Annotated in this window: 16 protein-coding genes; 2 read left to right on the top strand and 14 right to left on the bottom strand. The window is 60.5% G+C overall.

Features of this window, described 5'->3' with window-relative positions:
- Nucleotides 1-68: 68 nt before the first annotated feature.
- Genes BLT00_RS19865 through BLT00_RS19850 form a run of 4 tightly spaced genes read right to left on the bottom strand, consistent with a single transcriptional unit; the run spans nucleotide 69 to nucleotide 3536 of the window.
- Nucleotides 69-1226, bottom strand: coding sequence for an osmoprotectant ABC transporter ATP-binding protein OsmV (locus BLT00_RS19865; protein ID WP_092146087.1), 1158 nt, complete (start codon nucleotides 1224-1226; stop codon nucleotides 69-71).
- A complete protein-coding gene (locus BLT00_RS19860; protein WP_024616353.1) occupies nucleotides 1223-1876 on the bottom strand; it encodes an ABC transporter permease in 654 nt (217 codons plus the stop codon). Before BLT00_RS19860 ends, BLT00_RS19865 begins: the two co-directional genes overlap by 4 nt.
- A 15-nt stretch (nucleotides 1877-1891) precedes the next feature.
- A complete protein-coding gene (locus BLT00_RS19855) occupies nucleotides 1892-2794 on the bottom strand; it encodes a glycine betaine ABC transporter substrate-binding protein (RefSeq protein WP_092146085.1) in 903 nt (300 codons plus the stop codon).
- Nucleotides 2795-2819: 25 nt separating this feature from the next.
- The gene (locus BLT00_RS19850) at nucleotides 2820-3536 is read right to left on the bottom strand and encodes an ABC transporter permease (RefSeq protein WP_092146083.1); all 717 of its coding nucleotides are present in this window, start codon (nucleotides 3534-3536) and stop codon (nucleotides 2820-2822) included.
- A 332-nt stretch (nucleotides 3537-3868) separates the two neighbouring features.
- Between BLT00_RS19850 and BLT00_RS19845 the strand changes: the two genes are divergently transcribed.
- The gene (locus BLT00_RS19845) at nucleotides 3869-5452 is read left to right on the top strand and encodes a peptide chain release factor 3 (protein WP_092146081.1); all 1584 of its coding nucleotides are present in this window, start codon (nucleotides 3869-3871) and stop codon (nucleotides 5450-5452) included.
- A gap of 348 nt (nucleotides 5453-5800) precedes the next feature.
- A complete protein-coding gene (locus tag BLT00_RS19840; RefSeq protein ID WP_063322960.1) occupies nucleotides 5801-6061 on the top strand; it encodes a hypothetical protein in 261 nt (86 codons plus the stop codon).
- Nucleotides 6062-6286: 225 nt separating this feature from the next.
- On the opposite strand, the gene BLT00_RS19835 is transcribed toward BLT00_RS19840, so the two are convergent.
- From BLT00_RS19835 to BLT00_RS19790, 10 genes are all read right to left on the bottom strand, one after another.
- Nucleotides 6287-7267, bottom strand: coding sequence for a peptide ABC transporter ATP-binding protein (locus BLT00_RS19835; RefSeq protein WP_092146078.1), 981 nt, complete (start codon nucleotides 7265-7267; stop codon nucleotides 6287-6289).
- A complete protein-coding gene (locus BLT00_RS19830; protein WP_092146076.1) occupies nucleotides 7267-8235 on the bottom strand; it encodes an ABC transporter ATP-binding protein in 969 nt (322 codons plus the stop codon). Before BLT00_RS19830 ends, BLT00_RS19835 begins: the two co-directional genes overlap by 1 nt.
- Nucleotides 8236-8245: 10 nt before the next feature.
- Nucleotides 8246-9157, bottom strand: coding sequence for an ABC transporter permease subunit (locus tag BLT00_RS19825; protein WP_063322948.1), 912 nt, complete (start codon nucleotides 9155-9157; stop codon nucleotides 8246-8248).
- A gap of 10 nt (nucleotides 9158-9167) precedes the next feature.
- On the bottom strand, nucleotides 9168-10178 hold the full coding sequence (locus BLT00_RS19820; protein WP_063322947.1) for an ABC transporter permease subunit: 1011 nt from the start codon (nucleotides 10176-10178) through the stop codon (nucleotides 9168-9170).
- 73 nt (nucleotides 10179-10251) lie between these two features.
- The gene (locus BLT00_RS19815; protein ID WP_092146074.1) at nucleotides 10252-11847 is read right to left on the bottom strand and encodes an ABC transporter substrate-binding protein; all 1596 of its coding nucleotides are present in this window, start codon (nucleotides 11845-11847) and stop codon (nucleotides 10252-10254) included.
- Nucleotides 11848-11922: 75 nt separating this feature from the next.
- A complete protein-coding gene (locus BLT00_RS19810) occupies nucleotides 11923-13296 on the bottom strand; it encodes an OprD family porin (protein ID WP_092146072.1) in 1374 nt (457 codons plus the stop codon).
- 169 nt (nucleotides 13297-13465) lie between these two features.
- Nucleotides 13466-15067 carry an ABC transporter substrate-binding protein gene (locus BLT00_RS19805; RefSeq protein WP_092146070.1) on the bottom strand — a complete coding sequence of 534 codons (1602 nt, stop codon included), beginning with the start codon at nucleotides 15065-15067 and terminating at the stop codon, nucleotides 13466-13468.
- 379 nt (nucleotides 15068-15446) lie between these two features.
- On the bottom strand, nucleotides 15447-17072 hold the full coding sequence (locus BLT00_RS19800) for an ABC transporter substrate-binding protein (protein ID WP_092146068.1): 1626 nt from the start codon (nucleotides 17070-17072) through the stop codon (nucleotides 15447-15449).
- A 255-nt stretch (nucleotides 17073-17327) separates the two neighbouring features.
- Nucleotides 17328-18929 carry an ABC transporter substrate-binding protein gene (locus BLT00_RS19795; RefSeq protein WP_092146066.1) on the bottom strand — a complete coding sequence of 534 codons (1602 nt, stop codon included), beginning with the start codon at nucleotides 18927-18929 and terminating at the stop codon, nucleotides 17328-17330.
- A 270-nt stretch (nucleotides 18930-19199) separates the two neighbouring features.
- The gene (locus tag BLT00_RS19790; protein ID WP_092146064.1) at nucleotides 19200-20324 is read right to left on the bottom strand and encodes an IS481 family transposase; all 1125 of its coding nucleotides are present in this window, start codon (nucleotides 20322-20324) and stop codon (nucleotides 19200-19202) included.
- Nucleotides 20325-20433 lie beyond the last annotated feature (109 nt).

Raw genomic sequence — 20433 nt, 5'->3', positions numbered from 1 at the left:
CCCAGCGGGAGCAAGCTCCCTCGCCACAGGTCCCAGGCTATCTTCCAGGGTGTGGGAGCTATCAGAAGTCAGGCCAACGCAGTCTCGGCCGGCGAAACAATACTGGTCTTGCCGCCACGCGAGCGTCCGGAGCTTAGGTATTCGGCGATCGATTCCTGGGTGACCTCGCCGAGGAACACCCGCTCGGCGTCCATCACCGGTAGCCACGAACGGTTGAACTCGTACATGCGCGACAGCAGGATGCGCAGGTGTTCGTCGTAGGCCGCGGTGGCGTTGAATTCACGCAAGTACTGCGCGCAGGTGCCGCTCTGACGGTACAGGTCGCGCCGTCGCACATAACCCAGGGCCCTGTTCTCGGCACAGGTGACCACCACGTAGCGACGGTCATGTTCGTCCATCAACTCCAGTGCCTCACTCACTGGTGTCTCGGGGCTGACCGACGGGGCGTTGTCCGCCGCGTCTTCGGCCTTGACCAGCAACAGGCGCTTGAGCGTGCTGTCCTGGCCGACGAAACTGCTGACGAACTCGTCGGCCGGATGCGCGAGCAAGGTATCCGGGTGATCGAACTGGATCAGCTTGCCGGCGCGGAAGATCGCAATCTTGTCCCCCAGCTTGATCGCCTCGTCGATGTCGTGGCTGACCATGATCACGGTCTTGTTCAGCGCCCGTTGCATCTCGAAGAACTCGTTCTGGATCATCTCGCGGTTGATCGGGTCCACCGCGCCGAAGGGTTCGTCCATCAGCAACAGCGGCGCATCGGCCGCCAAGGCACGGATCACGCCGATCCGTTGCTGCTGACCGCCCGACAGTTCGCGAGGGTAGCGATGCAGGTACTGCTTGGGTTCGAGCTTGATCATGCTCATCAATTCGCGGGCACGGTCGTGGCATTTCTGCTTGTCCCAGCCCAGCAGGCGCGGGACCACCGTGATGTTCTCCTCGATGGTCATGTTCGGGAACAGGCCGATCTGCTGGATCACGTAGCCGATGTTGCGGCGCAGGGTCACTTCGTCCAGGCCGGTGGTGTCCTCGCCGTTGATCAACACTTTGCCCGAAGTGGGCGGGATCAGGCGGTTGATCATCTTCAGCGTGGTGCTTTTGCCGCAGCCCGACGGCCCGAGGAACACGCAGATCTCGCCTTCGTTGACGATCAGGTTCACCGAGTCCACGGCCTTGACGTCTTTGCCGTTGCTCTTGAAGGTTTTGCTGAGGTTTTGAAGTTCGATCATTTCAATAGTCCTTTTGGGGTCAGCGAGCGTTGCAGCCACTGCAGGAGCAGGTCGGCGAAGATGGCCAGGAGACTGACCAGCACGGCGCCGACGATCAGCATCGACATGTCGCTGCGGCTGATGGAAGCGAGGATGAGCACGCCCAGGCCACCGGCACCGATGGTGGCGGCGATGGTCATGACGCCGATGTTCATGACCACGGCGGTGCGCACACCGGCCAGGATCACCGGCACGGCGATGGGCAGTTCGACCATGCGCAGGCGCTGGCCGAAGGTCATGCCGATGCCGCGGGCGGCTTCACGGATGCCCGGTTCGACGCCGGTCAGGGCCAGGTAGGTGTTGCGCATGATCGGCAACAGCGAATAGAGAAACACCGCGGTGATCGCCGGCATCGGGCCCAGGCCTTGGCCGAATTTGGAATAGAACGGCAGTAGCAGGCCGAACAGCGCAATCGACGGAATGGTCAGCAATACGGTGGCGCTGGCCTGCAACGGACCCGCGAGCGTCGGGAAGCGGGTCATGAAGATACCCAGCGGCACGCCGACCACGATGGCCAGGGTTACGGCGATGCCCACCAGGGTGATGTGCTGCCAGGTCAGGTGCAGCACCAGCGGCCAGTCCAGATGGGAAAAGGCGTCAAGAAAATCCATGGCTTTTCCTCCAGGTCATTGGGTTGAGAGCAGGGAATGCTGGCGCAGGAAGTCGGCGGCAACGGTGGAAGGGCTTTCATGGTTGACGTCCACGCGGGCGTTGAGCTGGCGCATGGTTGCGTCGTCGAACAGCTCGGCCAAAGGCTTTAGCTGCGCGGCCAGTTGCGGATGCGCATCGAGGAACGCCTGGCGCACCACTGGCGCGGCGGTGTAGTCGGGGAAGTAATGTTTGTCGTCTTCCAGCAACTTCAGCTTGAACGCGTTCAGCCGGCCGTCGGTGGTGTACACCAGGCCCGCGAACACCTGGCCGTTGCGCAGGGCGGTATAGACCAGGCCTGCATCCATCTGCCGGATGTTCTGGCGGGTCAGGTTCATGCCGTACTGCCCGACCATGCCCGCCAAGCCGTCGGAGCGGTTGGCGAACTCGGTGTCCAGGGCCACCAGATGATTGTCAGCGGCTTCGGCCTGCAGCACCGTGTTCAATTGGCTGATGCTGTTGATCTGCGGGTACTGACGGGCGATTTTTTCCGGCAGGGCCAGGGCGTAGGTGTTGCTGAATTTCGACGGTGTCAGCCAGACCAGGCCTTTTTTCGCGTCGAGTTCTTTCACCCGGGCGTAGGACTGGGCGCTATCGAGTTTTTCCGTAACGTGGTTGTAGGCCACCAGCGACACGCCGGTGTATTCCCAGAGCATGTCCAGTTGCCCGGTTTCATGGGCGCTGCGGGCCAGGTTGCTACCCAGGCCACCGGTGATCTGCGCGTCGTAGCCCTTGCTGCGCAGGTATTGCGCGGTGATTTCCGCCAGCAGCGTCTGTTCGGTGAACACCCGGGCGCCAAGGCGGATCAGCGGTTTTTCTGCGGCTTGGGCGAATCCTGCGAACAGCAGCACGCAGCCCAGTATCAAGCTCAACTTCTTCATAAACGATTTCCTTTATCCAGCCGGCTTATGACGGTTGCAGACCGCGTTCCAGCCAGAGGCGGCTGGCCAGTGTCACCAGCCCGTCGAGCAACAACGCCAACAGGGCGGTGCAGGCCGCGCCGAGCAGCAGCTGCGGCTGGTTGTTCAAGGCGATGCCGGGGAAGATCAGGCTGCCGAGGCTGTTGGCGCCGATCAGGAACGCCAGCGGCGCGGTGCCGACGTTGATCGCCAGGGCCACGCGCACGCCACCGACGATGATGGGCACGGCGTTGGGCAACTCGACTTTCCACAGCACCTGGCGCGGGGTCATGCCGATGCCGACGGCGGCTTCCTTGAGGGAGCCCTGGACGTTTTTCAGGCCTTCATAAGTGTTGCGCACGATGGGCAACAGCGAGGCGAGGAACAGGGCGAAGATGGCGGGACCGCTGCCGATGCCCAGGATGCCCAGGGCGATGGCCAGCACGGCCAGGGGCGGCACGGTGTTGCCGATGTTGAACACTTGCATGAAGCGTTCGGCGCGCCCGACCATGCCGGGGCGGCTGAGGGCGATGCCAGCGGGAATGCCCACGAGCAGGGCCGCCAGCATGGAGGCCAGGACAAGCAGCAGGTGCGCTTGCAGGTAGAACAGCAGATCGTCGTGGTAGCGTTGGATCGTATCGATGCCGATCCAGTGGACCAACAGGGCCAGGAGCGCGACGACGACCGCACCCCCGATAAGCCCTTTGCCATAGCGGATAGCCACAGGCGGACTCCTTTGTCTTTCAGTCGGCGCACGCTTTCCCGGGCGGCAAACCATCACGGGTTGCCGGGAAAACGTTCGCGAGAAGCAGCTCTTTTCCATACCGGTAAAACGGCAGGTAAATCGAGCCATGAGCGCAGCCTCGTCAGGCTAACTTGCTGATTTTTCAGACCCTGACGAACAGCCGTAGCAGGGTGGTGGACGCCTCCACGCGGCTAAAGGTTCCCATGCCAGGGAAGATCTGGCCACCCTGGATGTGCTCAACGGTTCGGTTCCTGGCGCAAGTTGAGCTATAATCGCCGCCCTTTTTTGAATCACCTGCCAGGCGATTTCCCATGACCAAACAGGCCGCCGAAGTCGCGAAACGCCGCACTTTCGCCATTATTTCCCACCCCGATGCCGGTAAGACCACCATCACCGAGAAGCTCTTGCTGATGGGCAAGGCGATCGCGATTGCCGGCACGGTGAAATCTCGCAAGTCCGACCGCCATGCCACCTCCGACTGGATGGAAATGGAAAAACAACGGGGTATTTCCATTACCACGTCGGTCATGCAGTTCCCGTATCGCGACCACATGATCAACCTGCTCGACACCCCGGGCCACGAAGACTTCTCCGAAGACACCTACCGCACCCTGACGGCAGTGGACTCGGCATTGATGGTCCTCGACGGCGGTAAAGGTGTCGAGCCACGGACCATCGCGCTGATGGACGTCTGCCGTCTGCGGGACACGCCGATTGTCAGCTTCATCAACAAACTCGACCGTGACATCCGCGACCCGATCGAATTGCTCGACGAGATCGAAGCGGTGCTGAAGATCAAGGCCGCGCCGATCACCTGGCCGATCGGCTGCTACCGCGACTTCAAGGGTGTGTACCATCTGGCCGACGACTACATCATTGTCTACACCGCCGGTCACGGGCATGAGCGCACCGAGGTGAAGATCATCGAGAAGCTCGACTCCGATGAAGCCCGCGCGCACCTGGGCGACGAGTACGATCGTTTCGTCGAGCAATTGGAGCTGGTGCAGGGCGCCTGCCACGAGTTCAACCAGCAGGAATTCCTCGACGGTCAACTGACCCCGGTGTTCTTCGGGACCGCGTTGGGCAACTTCGGTGTGGACCATGTGCTCGACGCCGTGGTCAATTGGGCACCACGCCCGCTGGCCCGCGTTGCCAACGAGCGCACCGTGGAACCGGTGGAAGAGAAGTTCTCGGGCTTCGTGTTCAAGATCCAGGCGAACATGGACCCCAAGCACCGCGACCGCATCGCCTTCATGCGCATCTGCTCCGGCAAATACGAAAAAGGCATGAAGATGCGCCATGTGCGCACTGGCAAGGACGTGCGCATCGGCGACGCCTTGACCTTCTTCTCCTCGGAACGCGAACAACTGGAAGAAGCCTTCGCCGGTGACATCATCGGCCTGCATAACCACGGCACCATCCAGATCGGCGACACCTTCACCGAAGGCGAAACCCTGGGCTTTACCGGCATCCCGCACTTCGCCCCGGAACTGTTCCGCCGCGTGCGCCTGAAGGATCCGCTCAAGTCCAAGCAATTGCGCCAGGGCCTCCAGCAACTGGCCGAAGAGGGCGCCACCCAGGTGTTCTTCCCGACTCGCAGCAACGACATCATCCTCGGTGCGGTCGGTGTGCTGCAGTTCGACGTGGTCGCCAGCCGCTTGAAAGAAGAATACAAGGTCGAGTGCTCCTATGAGCCGATCACCGTGTACTCCGCCCGTTGGGTCGAATGCGGCGACAAGAAGAAACTCGAGGAGTTTTCCAACAAGGCCGTGGAAAACCTCGCCTTGGACGGCGGCGGTCACCTGACCTACCTGGCCCCGACCCGGGTCAACCTGGCGCTGATGGAAGAGCGCTGGCCGGATGTGAAATTCCGGGCGACGCGTGAGCATCATTAAGCCTTGAGCTTCATCCCCCAAACCCCGTAGCGAAATCTGCGGGGTTTTTTATTCCCTCCGGGTCTCGTCCATAAGCCACTCACTTGTGGGAACCAGCTTGCTCGCGATAGCGGTGGGTCATCATGCCAGGATGTTAAATGTGCCGGCCTCTTCGCGAGCAAGCCCGCTCCCGCATGGAATGTTGGGTGTTAGTTGGTTTGGAGATAACACTTATTCGAAACCAATCTGTCGCGTTGTGGCATTTCTAACGGTTATCGAGCGTCCTATCTGGTGAACCGGCCTGTTCAGAACTAGATTTTCTTGAGCGCCGTCAGGCCCCGGCTTCATCCGGAAAAGAAGGAATTGGCTATGAACATGTTTCTACGCATGATGTTTTTGCTGAAGGTTTTGGTGATGCTGTCCCTGGGGTCTACCGCGGCATGGGCTGAATGTGATGAGCATGAGCAGCACGCGTCGAGTGGCTCGGTAGTTCAGGGTGAGTTGATGCTTGCCGCGACCGATGCGGACGCCGGTGATCCGGACGATGGTGAGGATGATGATGGTTCGCCCGTCGATCCGCCGGACGGTGATGAGGATGAAGAGGGTGAAGAGAGCGATAGCCAGACGTAGATCTCTGACCTGAAGAAAACCCCTCCAGCCCCAACTGAGACTCAGTTTGGGCTGGAGGGGTTTTTCATGCAGGGCGCATAATCCAAAGCGAAGACTTACCCCTGTGGCGAGGGAGCTTGCTCCCGCTGGACTGCGCAGCAGGCCCAAAAAAGAGGGTCCGCTTCGCGGCCCAGCGGGAGCAAGCTCCCTCGCCACAAGTGCTCTATTTGCCTTTTGCCTTTTGCCTTACGCCGCGCCGTCGAGGAACCGCTCGGCGTAGTGACACGCCACCAGGCGGTTATCGAGTGGCCGCAACGCCGGTTCTTCGGTCTTGCAGCGCTCGGTGGCGTACGGGCAGCGCTTGTGGAAGGCGCAGCCGGACGGTGGGTTGAGCGGGTTGGGCAGTTCGCCGACGATCTTGATCTTCGGCTTGTTCGGGTCCGGGTGGATGGTCGGGGTGGCCGACAGCAGCGCCTGGGTGTATGGGTGCAGCGGGCGGCTGTAGATGGACTCGTTGGGGCCCATTTCCACCGGACGACCGAGGTACATCACCATCACGTCGTCGGCCACGTGCTGTACCACCGCCAGGTTGTGGGAAATGAACACGTAGGCGGTGTTGAACTCCTGCTGCAAATCCATGAACAGGTTGAGCACCTGGGCCTGGATCGACACGTCCAACGCCGACGTCGGTTCGTCCGCCACCAGCACCTTGGGTTGCAGCATCATGGCGCGGGCCAGGGCGATGCGCTGGCGCTGGCCGCCGGAGAACATGTGCGGGTAGCGCTGGTAATGCTCAGGACGCAAGCCCACCTGCTTCATCATCGCCTGGACTTTTTCGCGCCGCTCAGTCGCTGACAGCTTGGTATTGATCAACAACGGCTCGGCCAGTTGATCACCGATCTTCTGCCGTGGGTTGAGCGAGGCGTAAGGGCTCTGGAATACCATCTGTACATCTTTGCGCAGTTGCTTGCGTTCGGCCTTGTTGGCGCCGGCGACTTCCTGGCCGGCGATTTTCAGGGAGCCGGAGGACGGTTCCTCGATCAGCGTCAGGGCCCGGGCCAGGGTGGATTTGCCGCAACCGGATTCACCCACCACGGCCAGGGTCTTGCCGGCCTCCAATTCGAACGACACGCCATTGAGGGCGCGAACGGTCGCATGGCCCTTGAACATGCCGCGGGACACTTCGTAATGACGGGTCAGGTCACGGGCGGTAAGTACGACGGCCATCACGCCACCTCCTGGTTCAACGGGTAGAAGCAGCGGGCGAGGCTGGCGGTTTTCGGATCAAGGGCGGGGCGTTGTACGCGGCAGTTATCCTGCACGTACGGGCAGCGCGGCGACAGCAGGCAACCTTGCGGACGGTCGTAGCGACCGGGCACGATGCCCGGCAGCGTCGCCAGGCGCTCGGCGCCCATGCTGTGCTCCGGAATCGCCGCCAGCAGTGCTTCGCTGTACGGGTGGGCCGGGATGTCGAACAGCTCGGGCACCTTGCCCACTTCCACGGCCTGGCCGGCGTACATCACGCACACGCGCTGGGCAGTTTCGGCGACCACGGCCAGGTCGTGGGTGATCAGCACCAGGCCCATGTCCTGTTCTTTTTGCAAGGCCAGCAGCAGGTCCATGATCTGCGCCTGGATGGTCACGTCCAGGGCAGTGGTCGGTTCGTCGGCGATCAACAGTTTCGGTTCGCCGGCAATCGCCATGGCAATCGCCACCCGTTGGCTCATACCGCCGGACAACTGATGAGGGTAGGCGTCCATGCGGCTGGCAGCGCCGGGGATCTCGACTTTTTCCAGCAGTTCGATGGCGCGCTTGCGGGCGGCCTTGCCGGACATCTTCAGGTGCAGGCGCAGCACTTCTTCGATCTGGAAGCCCACGGTGTAGCTGGGGTTGAGCGCGGTCATCGGGTCCTGGAAGACCATCGCCAAGTCCTTGCCGACGATCTGCCGGCGCTGGCGGTTGCTCAGCTTGAGCATGTTCTTGCCGTCGAAGTTCAGCGCGTCGGCGGTGACGATGCCGGGGTGCTCGATCAGGCCCATCAGCGCCATCATGGTCACGGATTTACCCGAGCCCGATTCGCCGACGATGGCCAGCACTTCGCCTTTTTCCACGGTCAGGTCGAGGCCGTCGACCACCGGGACGGCGGTGGCGTCGCCGAAGCGAACGTTGAGATTCTTGATTTCTAGCAGTGACATGGGAATCTCCTCAGGCGGCATTCTTGAGTTTCGGGTCCAGCGCATCGCGCAAACCGTCGCCCATCAGGTTGATTGCCAGCACGCTGAGCAAAATGGTCAAGCCAGGCAGGCTCACCACCCACCAGGCGCGTTCGATGTAGTCGCGGGCCGAGGCCAGCATGGTGCCCCACTCAGGGGTCGGCGGCTGGACGCCCAGGCCGAGGAAGCCCAGGGCGGCGGCGTCGAGGATCGCCGAGGAAAAGCTCAGCGTCGCCTGGACGATCAGCGGTGCCATGCAGTTCGGCAGCACGGTGATGAACATCAGGCGCGGCAGGCCGGCACCGGCCAGGCGGGCGGCGGTCACGTAGTCACGGTTCAGCTCACCCATCACCGCGGCGCGGGTCAGGCGCACGTAGGACGGCAGCGAGACGATGGCGATGGCGATCACGGTGTTGATCAGGCCAGGGCCGAGGATGGCGACAATCGCCACGGCCAGCAGCAGCGAAGGCAGGGCCAGCATGATGTCCATCAGGCGCATGATGGTCGGGCCGAGGATGCGCGGGAAGAACCCGGCGAACAGCCCCAGCAGGATGCCCGGGATCAGCGACATCACCACCGACGACAAGCCGATCAGCAGCGACAGGCGCGAACCCTGGATCAGCCGTGACAGCAAATCGCGGCCCAGTTCGTCGGTGCCCAGCAGGAACTGGATCTGCCCGCCTTCAAGCCAGGCCGGCGGCGTCAGCAGAAAGTCGCGGTACTGCTCGCTCGGGTCGTGAGGCGCGACCCACGGCGCGAAGAGCGCGCAGAACACGATCAGGATCATGAACAGCAACCCGGCCACGGCGCCCTTGTTGCGGGAAAACGCGTGCCAGAATTCTTTGTACGGGGATGGGTACAGCAGGCTTTGATCGACTGCTACCGCGGTAGTTGGAGTACTCATGGTTTTGATCTCAGCGCTGGTGACGGATGCGTGGGTTGGCAAAGCCGTAGAGGATGTCCACGACGAAGTTGACCAGAATCACCAGGCAGGCGATTAACAGGATGCCGTTCTGCACCACGGGATAGTCCCGGGCGCCGATGGCTTCGATCAGCCACTTGCCGATGCCCGGCCAGGAGAAGATCGTTTCGGTCAGGACCGCACCGGCCAGCAGCGTGCCGACCTGCAGGCCGACCACGGTCAGCACCGGGATCAGCGCATTGCGCAGGCCATGCACGAACACCACGCGCGACGGCGACAGGCCTTTGGCCTTGGCGGTGCGGATGTAGTCTTCGCGCAGCACTTCGAGCATCGAGGAGCGGGTCATGCGGGCGATCACCGCCAGCGGAATGGTGCCCAGCACGATGGCCGGCAGGATCAGGTGGTGCAGGGCATCGAGGAACGCTCCTGGCTCGTCGGCCAACAGCGTGTCGATCAGCATGAAGCCGGTTTTCGGCTCGATGTCGTAGAGCAGGTCGATCCGCCCGGACACCGGGGTCCAGCCCAGGGACACCGAGAAGAACATGATCAGGATCAGGCCCCACCAGAAGATTGGCATCGAGTAACCCGCCAGGGAGACGCCCATTACCCCATGGTCGAACAGGGATCCTCGCTTGAGTGCCGCGATCACCCCGGCCAGCAGGCCCAGGATACCGGCGAACAACAGGGCGGCCATGGACAGTTCCAGGGTCGCGGGAAACAGGGAGCTGAACTCGGTCCATACGCTTTCACGGGTACGCAGCGATTCGCCGAGATCGCCCTGGGCCAGTTTGCCGATGTAGTCCAGGTACTGGGCATACAGCGGTTTATTGAGGCCAAGGCGTTCCATTGCCTGAGCATGCATTTCGGGATCGACCCGACGTTCGCCCATCATCACTTCCACGGGGTCGCCGGGGATCATGCGAATCAACGCGAAGGTCAGCAAGGTGATGCCGAAGAACGTGGGGATCAACAATCCCAGTCGGCGGGCAATAAAACTAAACATCTTCAGGTGTACCTCATCAGCCGGTTAGGCGTGCCCGGCAGCCCTCGATAAAGGATGCCGGGCGTTTTCTTATCTACTTCACCTGGGTGGTGGCGAAGTTGTTGGTGGTGAGCGGGCTAATCACATAACCCTCTACGTTGTTGCGCATTGCCGTGAACATGCGGGTGTGGGCCATGCTGATCCACGGTTGGTCCTGGTTGAAAATCACCTGGGCCTGTTCATAGAGCTTCGCGCGCTCCTCGGGGTTCACGGTGGCGCGGGCCTGGTCGATCAGCGCCTGGAATTTCTCGTTGCACCAGCGCGCGTAGTTTTCGCCGTTCTTGGCGGCCTCGCAACTGAGCATAGGCGTCAGGAAGTTATCCGGGTCGCCGTTGTCGCCCGCCCATCCGGCGGAGACCATGTCGTGCTCGCCGTTTTTCGCGCGCTTGAGCATTTCGCCCCATTCCATCACGCGGATGTCGACCTTGATCCCGACCTTGGCCAGGTCCGCCTGCATCATCTGCGCGCCGAGCATCGGGTTGGGGTTGGTCGGGCCGCCGCCGTTGCGGGTGAACAGGGTGAACACGGTGCCTTCCGGCACGCCGGCTTCCTTGAGCAACTGGCGGGCTTTGTCCAGATCGCGGGTCGGATTCTTCAGATCGTGGTTGAAGCCCAGCAGTGTCGGTGGGTACGGGTTGACCGCCACGGTGGCGTTGCCCTTGCCGAACAGCGCGTTGACGTAGGCTTCCTTGTCGAAGGCCAGGTCGATGGCTTTGCGCACCCGCACGTCGCTCATGTATTTGTGGCTGGTGTTCAGGGCCGTGTAGGAAACGGTCATCGCGTCCAGCTCGGTGACCTTCAGGTTCGGGTCTTTCTTGATGCTGGGGATGTCGTCGGGCTTGGGGTACAGCGCGATCTGGCACTCGTTGGTCTTGAGTTTCTGCATGCGCACGTTGTTGTCGGTGGCGATGGCCAATACCAGCGCATCGGCTGGCGGCTTGCCACGGAAGTAGTCCGGGTTGGCCTTGAAGCGAACCTGGGCGTCCTTGTTGTAGCGCTGGAAGACGAACGGGCCGGTGCCGACTGGCTTGCTGTTGAGATCGCCGGCCTTGCCGGCCTTGAGCAACTGGTCGGCGTATTCGGCCGGGTAGATCGAGGAGAAGGCCATGGCGATGTCGGCCAGGAACGGCGCTTCGCGGCGGGTCAGGCTGAACTTGACCGTGTGTTCGTCGACTTTCTCCACGCTTTTGAGCAGTTCCTTGAAGCCCATGCTCTCAAAGTAAGGGAAGCCCACGCTCGACAGTTTGTGCCACGGGTGATTCGGGTCCAGCTGGCGCTGGAAGCTCCAGACCACATCGTCGGCGTTCATGTCGCGGGTCGGCTTGAAGTATTCGGTGGTGTGGAACTTGACGCCCTTGCGCAGGTGGAAGGTGTACGTCAGGCCATCGTCACTGATGTCCCAGGATTCGGCCAGGGCCGGAATCACTTCGGTGGTGCCGGGCTTGAAATCGGCCAGGCGATTGAAAATGGTTTCCGCCACGGCGTCGGCGGTGACTGCAGTCGTGTATTGGACCATGTCGAAGCCTTCCGGGCTGGCTTCTGTGCAAACCACCAGGGGTTTGGCCGTGGCGCCAACGGCGACGCTCAGCAATGCGGCGGCGATGGCGGCGCGTAGGGGGTTCATGTTCATCGTCAATCCTCTGCAATCGGGTCAATGGCAAAAGACCGGGCGGTCAACCTTGTGAGTCGACCGCCCGGTGGCAGTTTAGAGAATGTTGAACGGGATGGTGGTGACCAGACGGAACTCGTTGATGCTGCCGTCGAGCTGGTTGCGGCTGGAGCGGTGCTCAGTGTAGGTCGCACGAATCGCCGTGGCCTTCAAAGGACCGCTCTGTACCGCGTAGGAAGCGCCCACGCCGGTTTCGTAGTGATTCTCATCGTCCAGGCCGCGAACGTCATAGGCGGTACCCGTGTAATGGGTGCCGTCGATGCCCCAACCGCGAGCACGGTAAATGTTGAACTTCAGCCCCGGTACGCCGTATTCCGCCATGTTGATGCCGTAGGCGATCTGGAAGGATTTTTCGTTCGGGCCGTTGAAGTCAGACAGCAGGGAGTTGGCCAGGTAGATGCCGTTGGTCTCGTGCAGGTAGTCGAAGTATTCGTTACCGTTCACGGCCTGGTAGGAGAAGGTCAGGCTATGGGCCTGATGGGTCAGGCCCAGCGACAGGGAGAAGGTGTCGTTGTCGATCTCACCCATCTCTTTTTTGCCTTCGTCCACGGTCTTGTAATAGTTCAAGCCGGTGGTCAACGCTAACACTGAAGCGTCTCCCAGTTCGTGGGTGGCGCCGAAATAGTACTGGTTCCAGAAGTCTTCGACCTTAGAGGCGTACAGGCTGGTCTTCAGGCTCTCGAGCGGCTGATAGTTCAGGCCGACGACGCTGACCTTGTCGGTTTCGGCCTTGTTGTCGGTGTACTCGGAGCGGAATTTCGACAGGCTCTGTTCGGTACGCGGCGATACGCGATCAAACACGCCGGCATCGAACGACAGATTGCTGAACTCTTCGCTATGCAGGCTCACACCTTCGAAGCTTGAGGGCAGTGCGCGGTTGCCGATGACATCGACAATTGGCGTGCTGAAGTTTTGGCGTCCGGCGGTCAGGGTGGTGTTGGATACACGAGCCTTGATGTTGGCCAGGCCCAGTTTGCTCCACTGATCCACGGCATCACCGTTGTTCTCCGCCAGCGTACGGTTGCCGCCGTTGGCAATGTCTTTGCGGCTACGGTCCAGTACCACCGCGTTGTAAGCCGCGACTTCGGTGCTGAAACCTACGGTGCCCTGAGTGAACCCCGAGGTGTAGTTGACAATAGTGCCTTGCACCCAGTTGATGCGGCGATCGGTGGGGCGTGTCTCACCGTGCTTCTGATAGCTGAAGTTACCTCGCTTGAGGAGTTCATTGGCGTACCAGTTGCGCGTGGTGCCCCCCAGGCTTTGGCCATCGAGAAAACCCTTGGCTTCGGATTGGGCGCTGGTGCTTGCCAGTTCGGTCGGTACGAAAGCCTGGCTTTGTTGCTCTGCATACGCCGTCGCGGTAACGCTGCTGATGGCCAAGGCCAGTATCGCGGTGCTGCTCAATTTCATCCGTAACGCTCCTTTTCTTGCTTTTTTATGCCGGTCTTTTTGGGTGATCCGGCTATCGGTTTACAACTCATTCACAGCTTGCAAACGTTTGCTTGGCGCCTGATCGGCGAATTGCGGCAAGACGTCGGCACGGGGCTTCCAAAGGAAGCCCGCGCTGTGTGGCTAACGGTTATGGGTTCAGGCTGACGCCCGAAAAGACATTGCGACCGAAGGGGCTGACTTTGAACCCTTCGACTTTGGCACTCAGCGGCTGGTTGACCGTCGAATGGGCAACAGGGGTGATCGGCACTTGCTGCTTGAGCAACTGCTGGGCCTGTTTGTAGAGCACGGTGCGCTGGTCGCGGTCGGTGACGACCTTGGCCTGCTTGATCAGCTTGTCGTAATCCTGGTCGCACCACATGGAGTAGTTGTTGCCGCCAATGGCATCGCAGCTGTACAGCGTGCCCAGCCAGTTGTCCGGATCACCGTTGTCGCCGGTCCAACCGATCAGGCTGACGTCATGCTCGCCGTTCTTGGTGCGCTTGATGTACTCGCCCCATTCGTAGCTGACGATCTTCACCTTCAGGCCGATCTTGGCCCAGTCGGCCTGGAGCATCTCGGCCATCAACTTGGCGTTGGGGTTGTACGGGCGCTGCACGGGCATGGCCCAGAGGGTGATTTCGGTGCCTTCCTTGACCCCGGCGGCCTTGAGCAATTCCTTGGCTTTTTCCGGGTTGTAGGGAGCGTCCTTGATGGTGTCATCGTAGGACCATTGGGTCGGCGGCATAGCGTTCTGCGCCAGTTGCCCCGCGCCCTGGTACACGGCGTTGAGAATGCCTTGCTTGTTTACCGCCATGTCCAGTGCCTGGCGCACTTCGACCTGGTCGAACGGCTTGTGGCGGGTGTTATAGGCGATGTAGCCGAGGTTGAAACCGGGCTTCTCGATCAGTTGCAACTTGGGGTCGTTCTTCAAGGCTGGTACGTCGGCCGGACGCGGATGCAGGGTGACCTGGCATTCGTTGGCCTTGAGCTTCTGCACCCGCACCGAGGCGTCGGTGTTGATGGAGAAGATCAGGTTGTTCAGCTTGACCCGCTCCGGCGCCCAGTACTGCTGGTTGGCGACGTAGCGGATGTTGGAGTCTTTCTGGTAGCTCTTGAACTCGAACGGCCCGGTGCCGATCGGCTTCTGGTTGATGTCGCTCGGCTTGCCGTTCTTGAGCAGTTGGTCGGCGTATTCGGCCGAGAGGATCGCGGCAAAACTCATGGCGATGTTCTGGATGAACGCGGCGTCCACGCTGTTGAGGGTCATGACCACGGTCAACGGCCCGGTCGCTTCCACCTTGGCGATGTTCTTGTTCAGGCTCATGCCGTTGAAGTACGGGAACTCGGTGGGGTAGGCCTTGCGGAACGGATGCTGCGGATCGAGCATGCGGTTGAAGGTGAACAGGACGTCGTCGGCGTTGAAATCCCGGGTCGGCGTGAAGTAGTCGGTGGTGTGAAATTTCACCCCTTCGCGCAGGTGGAAGGTGTACTTCAAGCCGTCTTCGGAAATGTCCCAGCTGGTTGCCAGGCCGGGGACGACATTGGTCGCGCCTTTTTCAAACTCGGCCAGGCGGTTGTACAGCGGTTCGGCGGCATCGTTGTCGGTGGCCGTGGTGTATTGCGCGGTGTCGAAACCGGCAGGGCTGCCTTCGGAACAGAACACCAGGCTGCCGCCAGCGGCCTGGGCTGCGGATGTGGCGGCCAACAGGCCGGTGCCCAGCAATGCGGATAAAACCAAGGTATGGCGCATGACGCTCCCTCTCTCGTTCGGGGTGTTTTAACAGTGAACCGCTGTCCTTCCGGGGACCCGGAACACTGAGCTCATTCCATTGCGTCGCGATGCCGCAGGATCAGCAAGCCGTCCAGGCCCCGACGGTAGGAGTCGTGGGCCAGGCGGTAAATGCGTAATGCCTGAAAGACTTGTGGGAAAAGGCGATACGTCCTAAACCAACTGCTGTGGTATGCAGTGCTTTTGGATGTAGGCGATTTCCTGAGTCTTGGCTTAAAGCAACGGCATGCCGTGGGAGCGAGTCCTGCTCGCGATGGCGTTGTGGGTACATTGCCATCGCGCTTGCAAAGGGGCTTGCTACGCAGCCCAGCGGGAGCAAGCTCCCTCGCCACGGGTCACCTTATTTGCTGACGCTGACGCCGTAGAAGGAGTTCAAGCCAAATGGGCTGATCTTGAAGTCCTGCACGTTGGCGCGCATGGGTTGATACACCGTCGAGTGAGCGATAGGTGTCATGGGCACGGCATCCTTGAGGACGTGTTGTGCCTGTTTGTACAGTTCGGTGCGTTTGGACTGATCGGTGGTGCGCTTGGCTTCCTTGACCAGACCGTCGAATTTCTTGTCGCACCATTTGGAGAAGTTGTTGCCGGCCAGCGAGTCGCAGCCGAACAGCACGTTGAGCCAGTTGTCCGGGTCACCGTTGTCACCGCTCCAGCCGATGATCATCGCCTGGTTCTCGCCGCCCTTGGAGCGCTTGATGTACTCGCCCCATTCGTAGCTGACGATGTTGACGTTCAGGCCGATTTTCTTCCAGTCGGACTGCAGCATCTCGGCCATCAGCTTGGCGTTCGGGTTGTACGGACGCTGGACCGGCATCGCCCACAGGGTGATGTTGGTGCCTTCCTTGACGCCGGCCTCCTTGAGCAGCTCCTTGGCTTTCTCAGGGTCGTACTTGGCGTCCTTGATGGTGGTGTCGTAGGACCATTGGGTCGGCGGCATGGCGTTGACCGCCAGCTGGCCGGCGCCCTGGTAGACGGAGTCGATGATCTGTGGCTTGTTGACCGCCATGTCCAGCGCCTGGCGGACTTTCAGGTTGGCCAGCACGTTCGGCTCGTTGCTGCCCTTGATCTTGTCCATCACGTTATAGGCGATGTAGCCCAGGTTGAAGCCAGCCTGGTCAGGCATCTTCAGTGCCTTGTCTTCCTTCAGCGCCTTGAGGTCGGCCGGACGTGGGAAGAGGGTGATCTGACACTCGTTCTTCTTCAGCTTCTGCATGCGCACCGACGGGTCGGTGGTGATGGCGAAGATCAGGTTGTCGATCTTCACGTCGTCAGGCTTCCAGTAGTCCTTGTTCCCGGTGTAGCGGATGTTGGAGTCTTTCTGGTAGCTCTTGAACACGAACGGGCCAGTGCCGACCGGCTTCTGGTTGATGTCGGGGGCCTTGCCTTCCTTGAGCAACTGGGCGGCGTATTCGGCGGACTGGATCGAGGCGAAGCTCATGGCCATGTTCTGGATGAACGCGGCGTCGACATCCTTGAGGGTGAACTTGACGGTGTGGTCGTCGACTTTATCGATCTGGGTGATGTTGGTGTCCATCCCCATGTCGGTGAAGTACGGGAATTCGGTCGGGTACGCCTTACGGAACGGATCGTCCTTGTTGATCATGCGATTGAAGGTGAACAGCACGTCGTCGGCGTTGAATTCGCGGGTCGGCTTGAAGTACGGGGTGGTGTGGAACTTGACGCCTTCACGCAGGTGGAAGGTGTAGGTCAGGCCGTCGTCGGAAATATCCCACTTGGTCGCCAGGCCAGGAATCACAGCGGTGCCGCCGCGTTCGAACTGGGTCAGGCGGTTGAACATGGTCTCTGCGGAGGCGTCGAAGTCGGTTCCGGTGGTGTACTGACCCGGGTCAAAACCGGCCGGGCTCCCTTCGGAGCAGAACACCAGGTTAGTCGCGGCTTGGGCGAAAGGTGCGCTGGCTAATAAGCTCGCGCCGACTAAAAACGGAATGACCGCTTGTTTAAGCATGTTGGCCTCATGATTTGTTGTCATTTTTGGATTTGAGGGCGACCTCGTGAGTCGTCCTGCGGATACTTATGCAGGCCCCATACCCAATGCAAGATCCAGAGCGGTTGCAAGTCTGAAACAGTGGCACGAACGTACCTTAATGTCGCATTCGTGTAACTTCTGACGCAGTTGACCGTTTGCGGGTGTTTTTTTGGCGCCAAAATCGCCCTTTGTCGGTGCGTCGCGCAGCTGCGGCGCACCGGTTTGGCTCGGGTGTTACTTCGTCAAACCCACGCCGTAGAAGGGTGTCAGACCGAATGGGCTGAGTTTGAAATCCACCACTTTCCTGTTTACTGGCTGGAAGACCGTGGAGTTAGCGATGGGCGTGATCGGCACCTGTTGCTTGAGGATTTTCTGCGCTTGCCGGTATAAATCGATCCGTTGCTGGCGGTCGGTCGAGACTTTGGCCTGCTGGATCAGTTGGTCATACGCCGGGTCGCACCACTTGGCATAGTTACTGCCCTTGACCGCCGCGCAGCTGTACAGCACACCCAGCCAGTTGTCCGGGTCGCCGTTGTCGCCGGTCCAGCCGTAAATCATTGCGTCATGTTCGCCATTTTTTGCGCGCTTGATGTATTCGCCCCATTCATAGCTGACGATGTTGGCTTTGATGCCGATATTGGCCCAGTCCTGCTGGATCATCTGCGCAGACATTCGCGCATTGGGGTTGGAGGCGCGCTGCACCGTCATCGCCCATAAATCGATGGTTGTACCGGGCGCAACTCCGGCCTCCTTGAGTAGCGCCTTGGCCTTGGTCACGTCATGGGGCGCGTCCTGGATGCTCGGGTCGAACGACCACTGGGCCGGTGGCAAGGCATTCTGCGCCAGTTGACCGGCGCTCTGGTAAACGGCCTTGATGATCGCCGGCTTGTCGATGGCCATGTCCAGCGCCTGGCGGACCTTGAGCTGATCCAGGGGCGGGTGCGTGACGTTGTAGGCCAGGAAACCCAGGTTGAACCCCGGTTGCTTGAGCACTTGCAGGTTCGGGTCTTGCTCCATCACTTCGATGTCGGCCGGGCGCGGGTAACCACTGACCTGGCATTCGCCGCGCTTGAGCTTTTGCAGGCGCACGGCGGCGTCCGGGGTGATGGAAAAAATCAGGTTGTCGAGTTTCACGTCCTCGGGTTTCCAGTACGTCGTGTTGCCGGCGTAGCGGATCTGCGAGTCCTTCTGGTAGCGCTTGAACACGAACGGCCCGGTGCCGATGGGTTTCTGGTTGAGGTCGCCGGCCTTGCCTTCCTTCAACAACTGCGCCGCGTATTCGGCGGACTGCACAGAGGCAAAACTCATCGCCAGGTTCTGCACGAAGGCCGCGTCGACATTGTTCAGGTTGAAGCGCACGGTGTGCTCGTCGATTTTCTCGACGCTTTTGATCGTGGTGTTCAGGCCCATGTCGGTGAAGTACGGCGACTCGGTGGGGTAGGCCTGGCGGAACGGGTGCTGTGGGTCGAGCAGGCGCTGGAAGGTGAACAGCACGTCGTCGGCGTCGAAGTCGCGGCTGGGGGTGAAGTAGTCGGTGGTGTGGAATTTTACGCCTTCGCGCAGGTGGAAGGTGTAGACCAGGCCGTCGGGCGACACGTCCCAACTGGTGGCCAACCCGGGTTCGACTTCGGTGCCGCCGCGCTTGAATTGGGTGAGACGGTTGAAGACGGTTTCGGCCGAGGCGTCGAAGTCGGTGCCGCTGGTGTATTGGCTGGGGTCGAACCCGGCGGGGCTGGCTTCGGAGCAGTAGACCAGGGTGGTGGCTGCTTGGGCGATTGAGGGGCTGCTGATCAGGGCTAGGGTGAGCAGGAGGGGCTTGAAGGTGGTTCTGTCCATGAAATCCCTTGGGGGTGGTGAGGTTTTCAGGAGAGTAGCGTTGCGGGTGGGGGTGTTGGAAATATCGAAAAGTGAGGGGGGCTGTTGGGTTCGGGTATAGCGCTTTTGGACGAGGCGGCCTGACAGCCGGCCTGGATTTTGTTGACTGGGTACATATCCATTCCTGCGGTAACGGCTACTTAGGGTTCCGCCCTGACGGCGGGTCACTTTCGAAAAGCGTGTACGGACCGGACACATGGTTGACACCTGTGCGGAGACATAGTGGACACATTATGCGCCGTAGTCAGGGTTATTCACGTCGAAGGTCCGTAAGAAGTGATGGCAGAAATAGACGTCAAACAAGCCATCGCTTTCAGCGTTAGGGCGTATTGCGATGTGCTGTCCTACCAGTCCTTTGGCGATGCTGAAGTAGCGTTTCTGGAAGCGAAATCGACTGTGATACACCTTGGCCAACACATCATCCGGGCCATATTCAAACTCTGACAGTTGCTGCGGATACGCCCAGGGGCTGCTCCGATAGCGGTCCATAGGCACCTTGTAGCCCAGCGCCTGATGGGGGCGCTGCAGGTTATAAACCTCACGCCATCGATCAAAAGCCGATTGAGCGTCCATTAGCGTGGAAAAATGACGCCCATCCAGCACTTCTGCTTTGAGCGAGCGGTGGAAACGTTCGATCTTTCCATTGGTTTGAGGATGGCGAGGACGGCTGAAACTGATCCGGATCCCCAGGCGAATCAGCCAGATACTCAGCTCTGTCACTTCACCCGGATTGCGTGGCGAGCCCCAGGGTGGGCCGTTATCGACGTTGATACGCGCCGGCAAGCCATAGCGTTGGAAAACCTCGATCATCCTCTCCTTCACCGTGGCTCCCCGTTCGTTGTCACAAGCCTCAATGGCTAGGCTGAACCGAGAATGATCGTCCAGCAGGGTCAGGGGATGGCACCGACCTTGTTGCAGCGCAAAATGCCCTTTGAAATCCATCTGCCAAAGATCATTAGGCGCGTCGTGTTCAAATCTCAGCGTTGCCGATTGCTCTCTCTGAGAGGGCTGGATCAGGCCGTGCCGGTGCAAGACATTGGTGACGGTGCTGGGGGCGATACGTTTTTCCAACAGGCTGCTAATCGTGCGTCCGCCCCATGCCGGATGGGCCAGCCTAAGGGCCACGACTTGCGCCTCCATGGCGACCTGCGTCAGTTTGGGGCTGGTCGCGGGTCTGCGAGATTTCTCTTGCAGACCAGGCTGACCATGCGCCTTGTAGCGATCTAGCCACTTGTAGGCTGTTTGCGGGCTGATACCGAATCTTCGACACAGCTCACGTTTATTGCTGCCGGGTTGCCGTGCTAAGGCAACGAACTCTTCTTTCAGGCTCATGGCATCTCTCGTAGTCCAGGGCATGATGGCTTTCCGGCGAAATTGGCTCGCTGGAAAGTGTCAACCATGTCCCCGCACACCCGTCAACCATGTGTCCGGTCCGTACAAAAAGCGCGAAAGTAACCAAAGCGCT

The sequence above is a fragment of the Pseudomonas sp. NFACC51 genome (assembly GCF_900103575.1).
Classification (GTDB): domain Bacteria; phylum Pseudomonadota; class Gammaproteobacteria; order Pseudomonadales; family Pseudomonadaceae; genus Aquipseudomonas; species Aquipseudomonas fluorescens_Q.
Note: the sequence above shows the minus strand (reverse complement) of the source record. Positions and strands in the feature narration are given on the sequence as shown.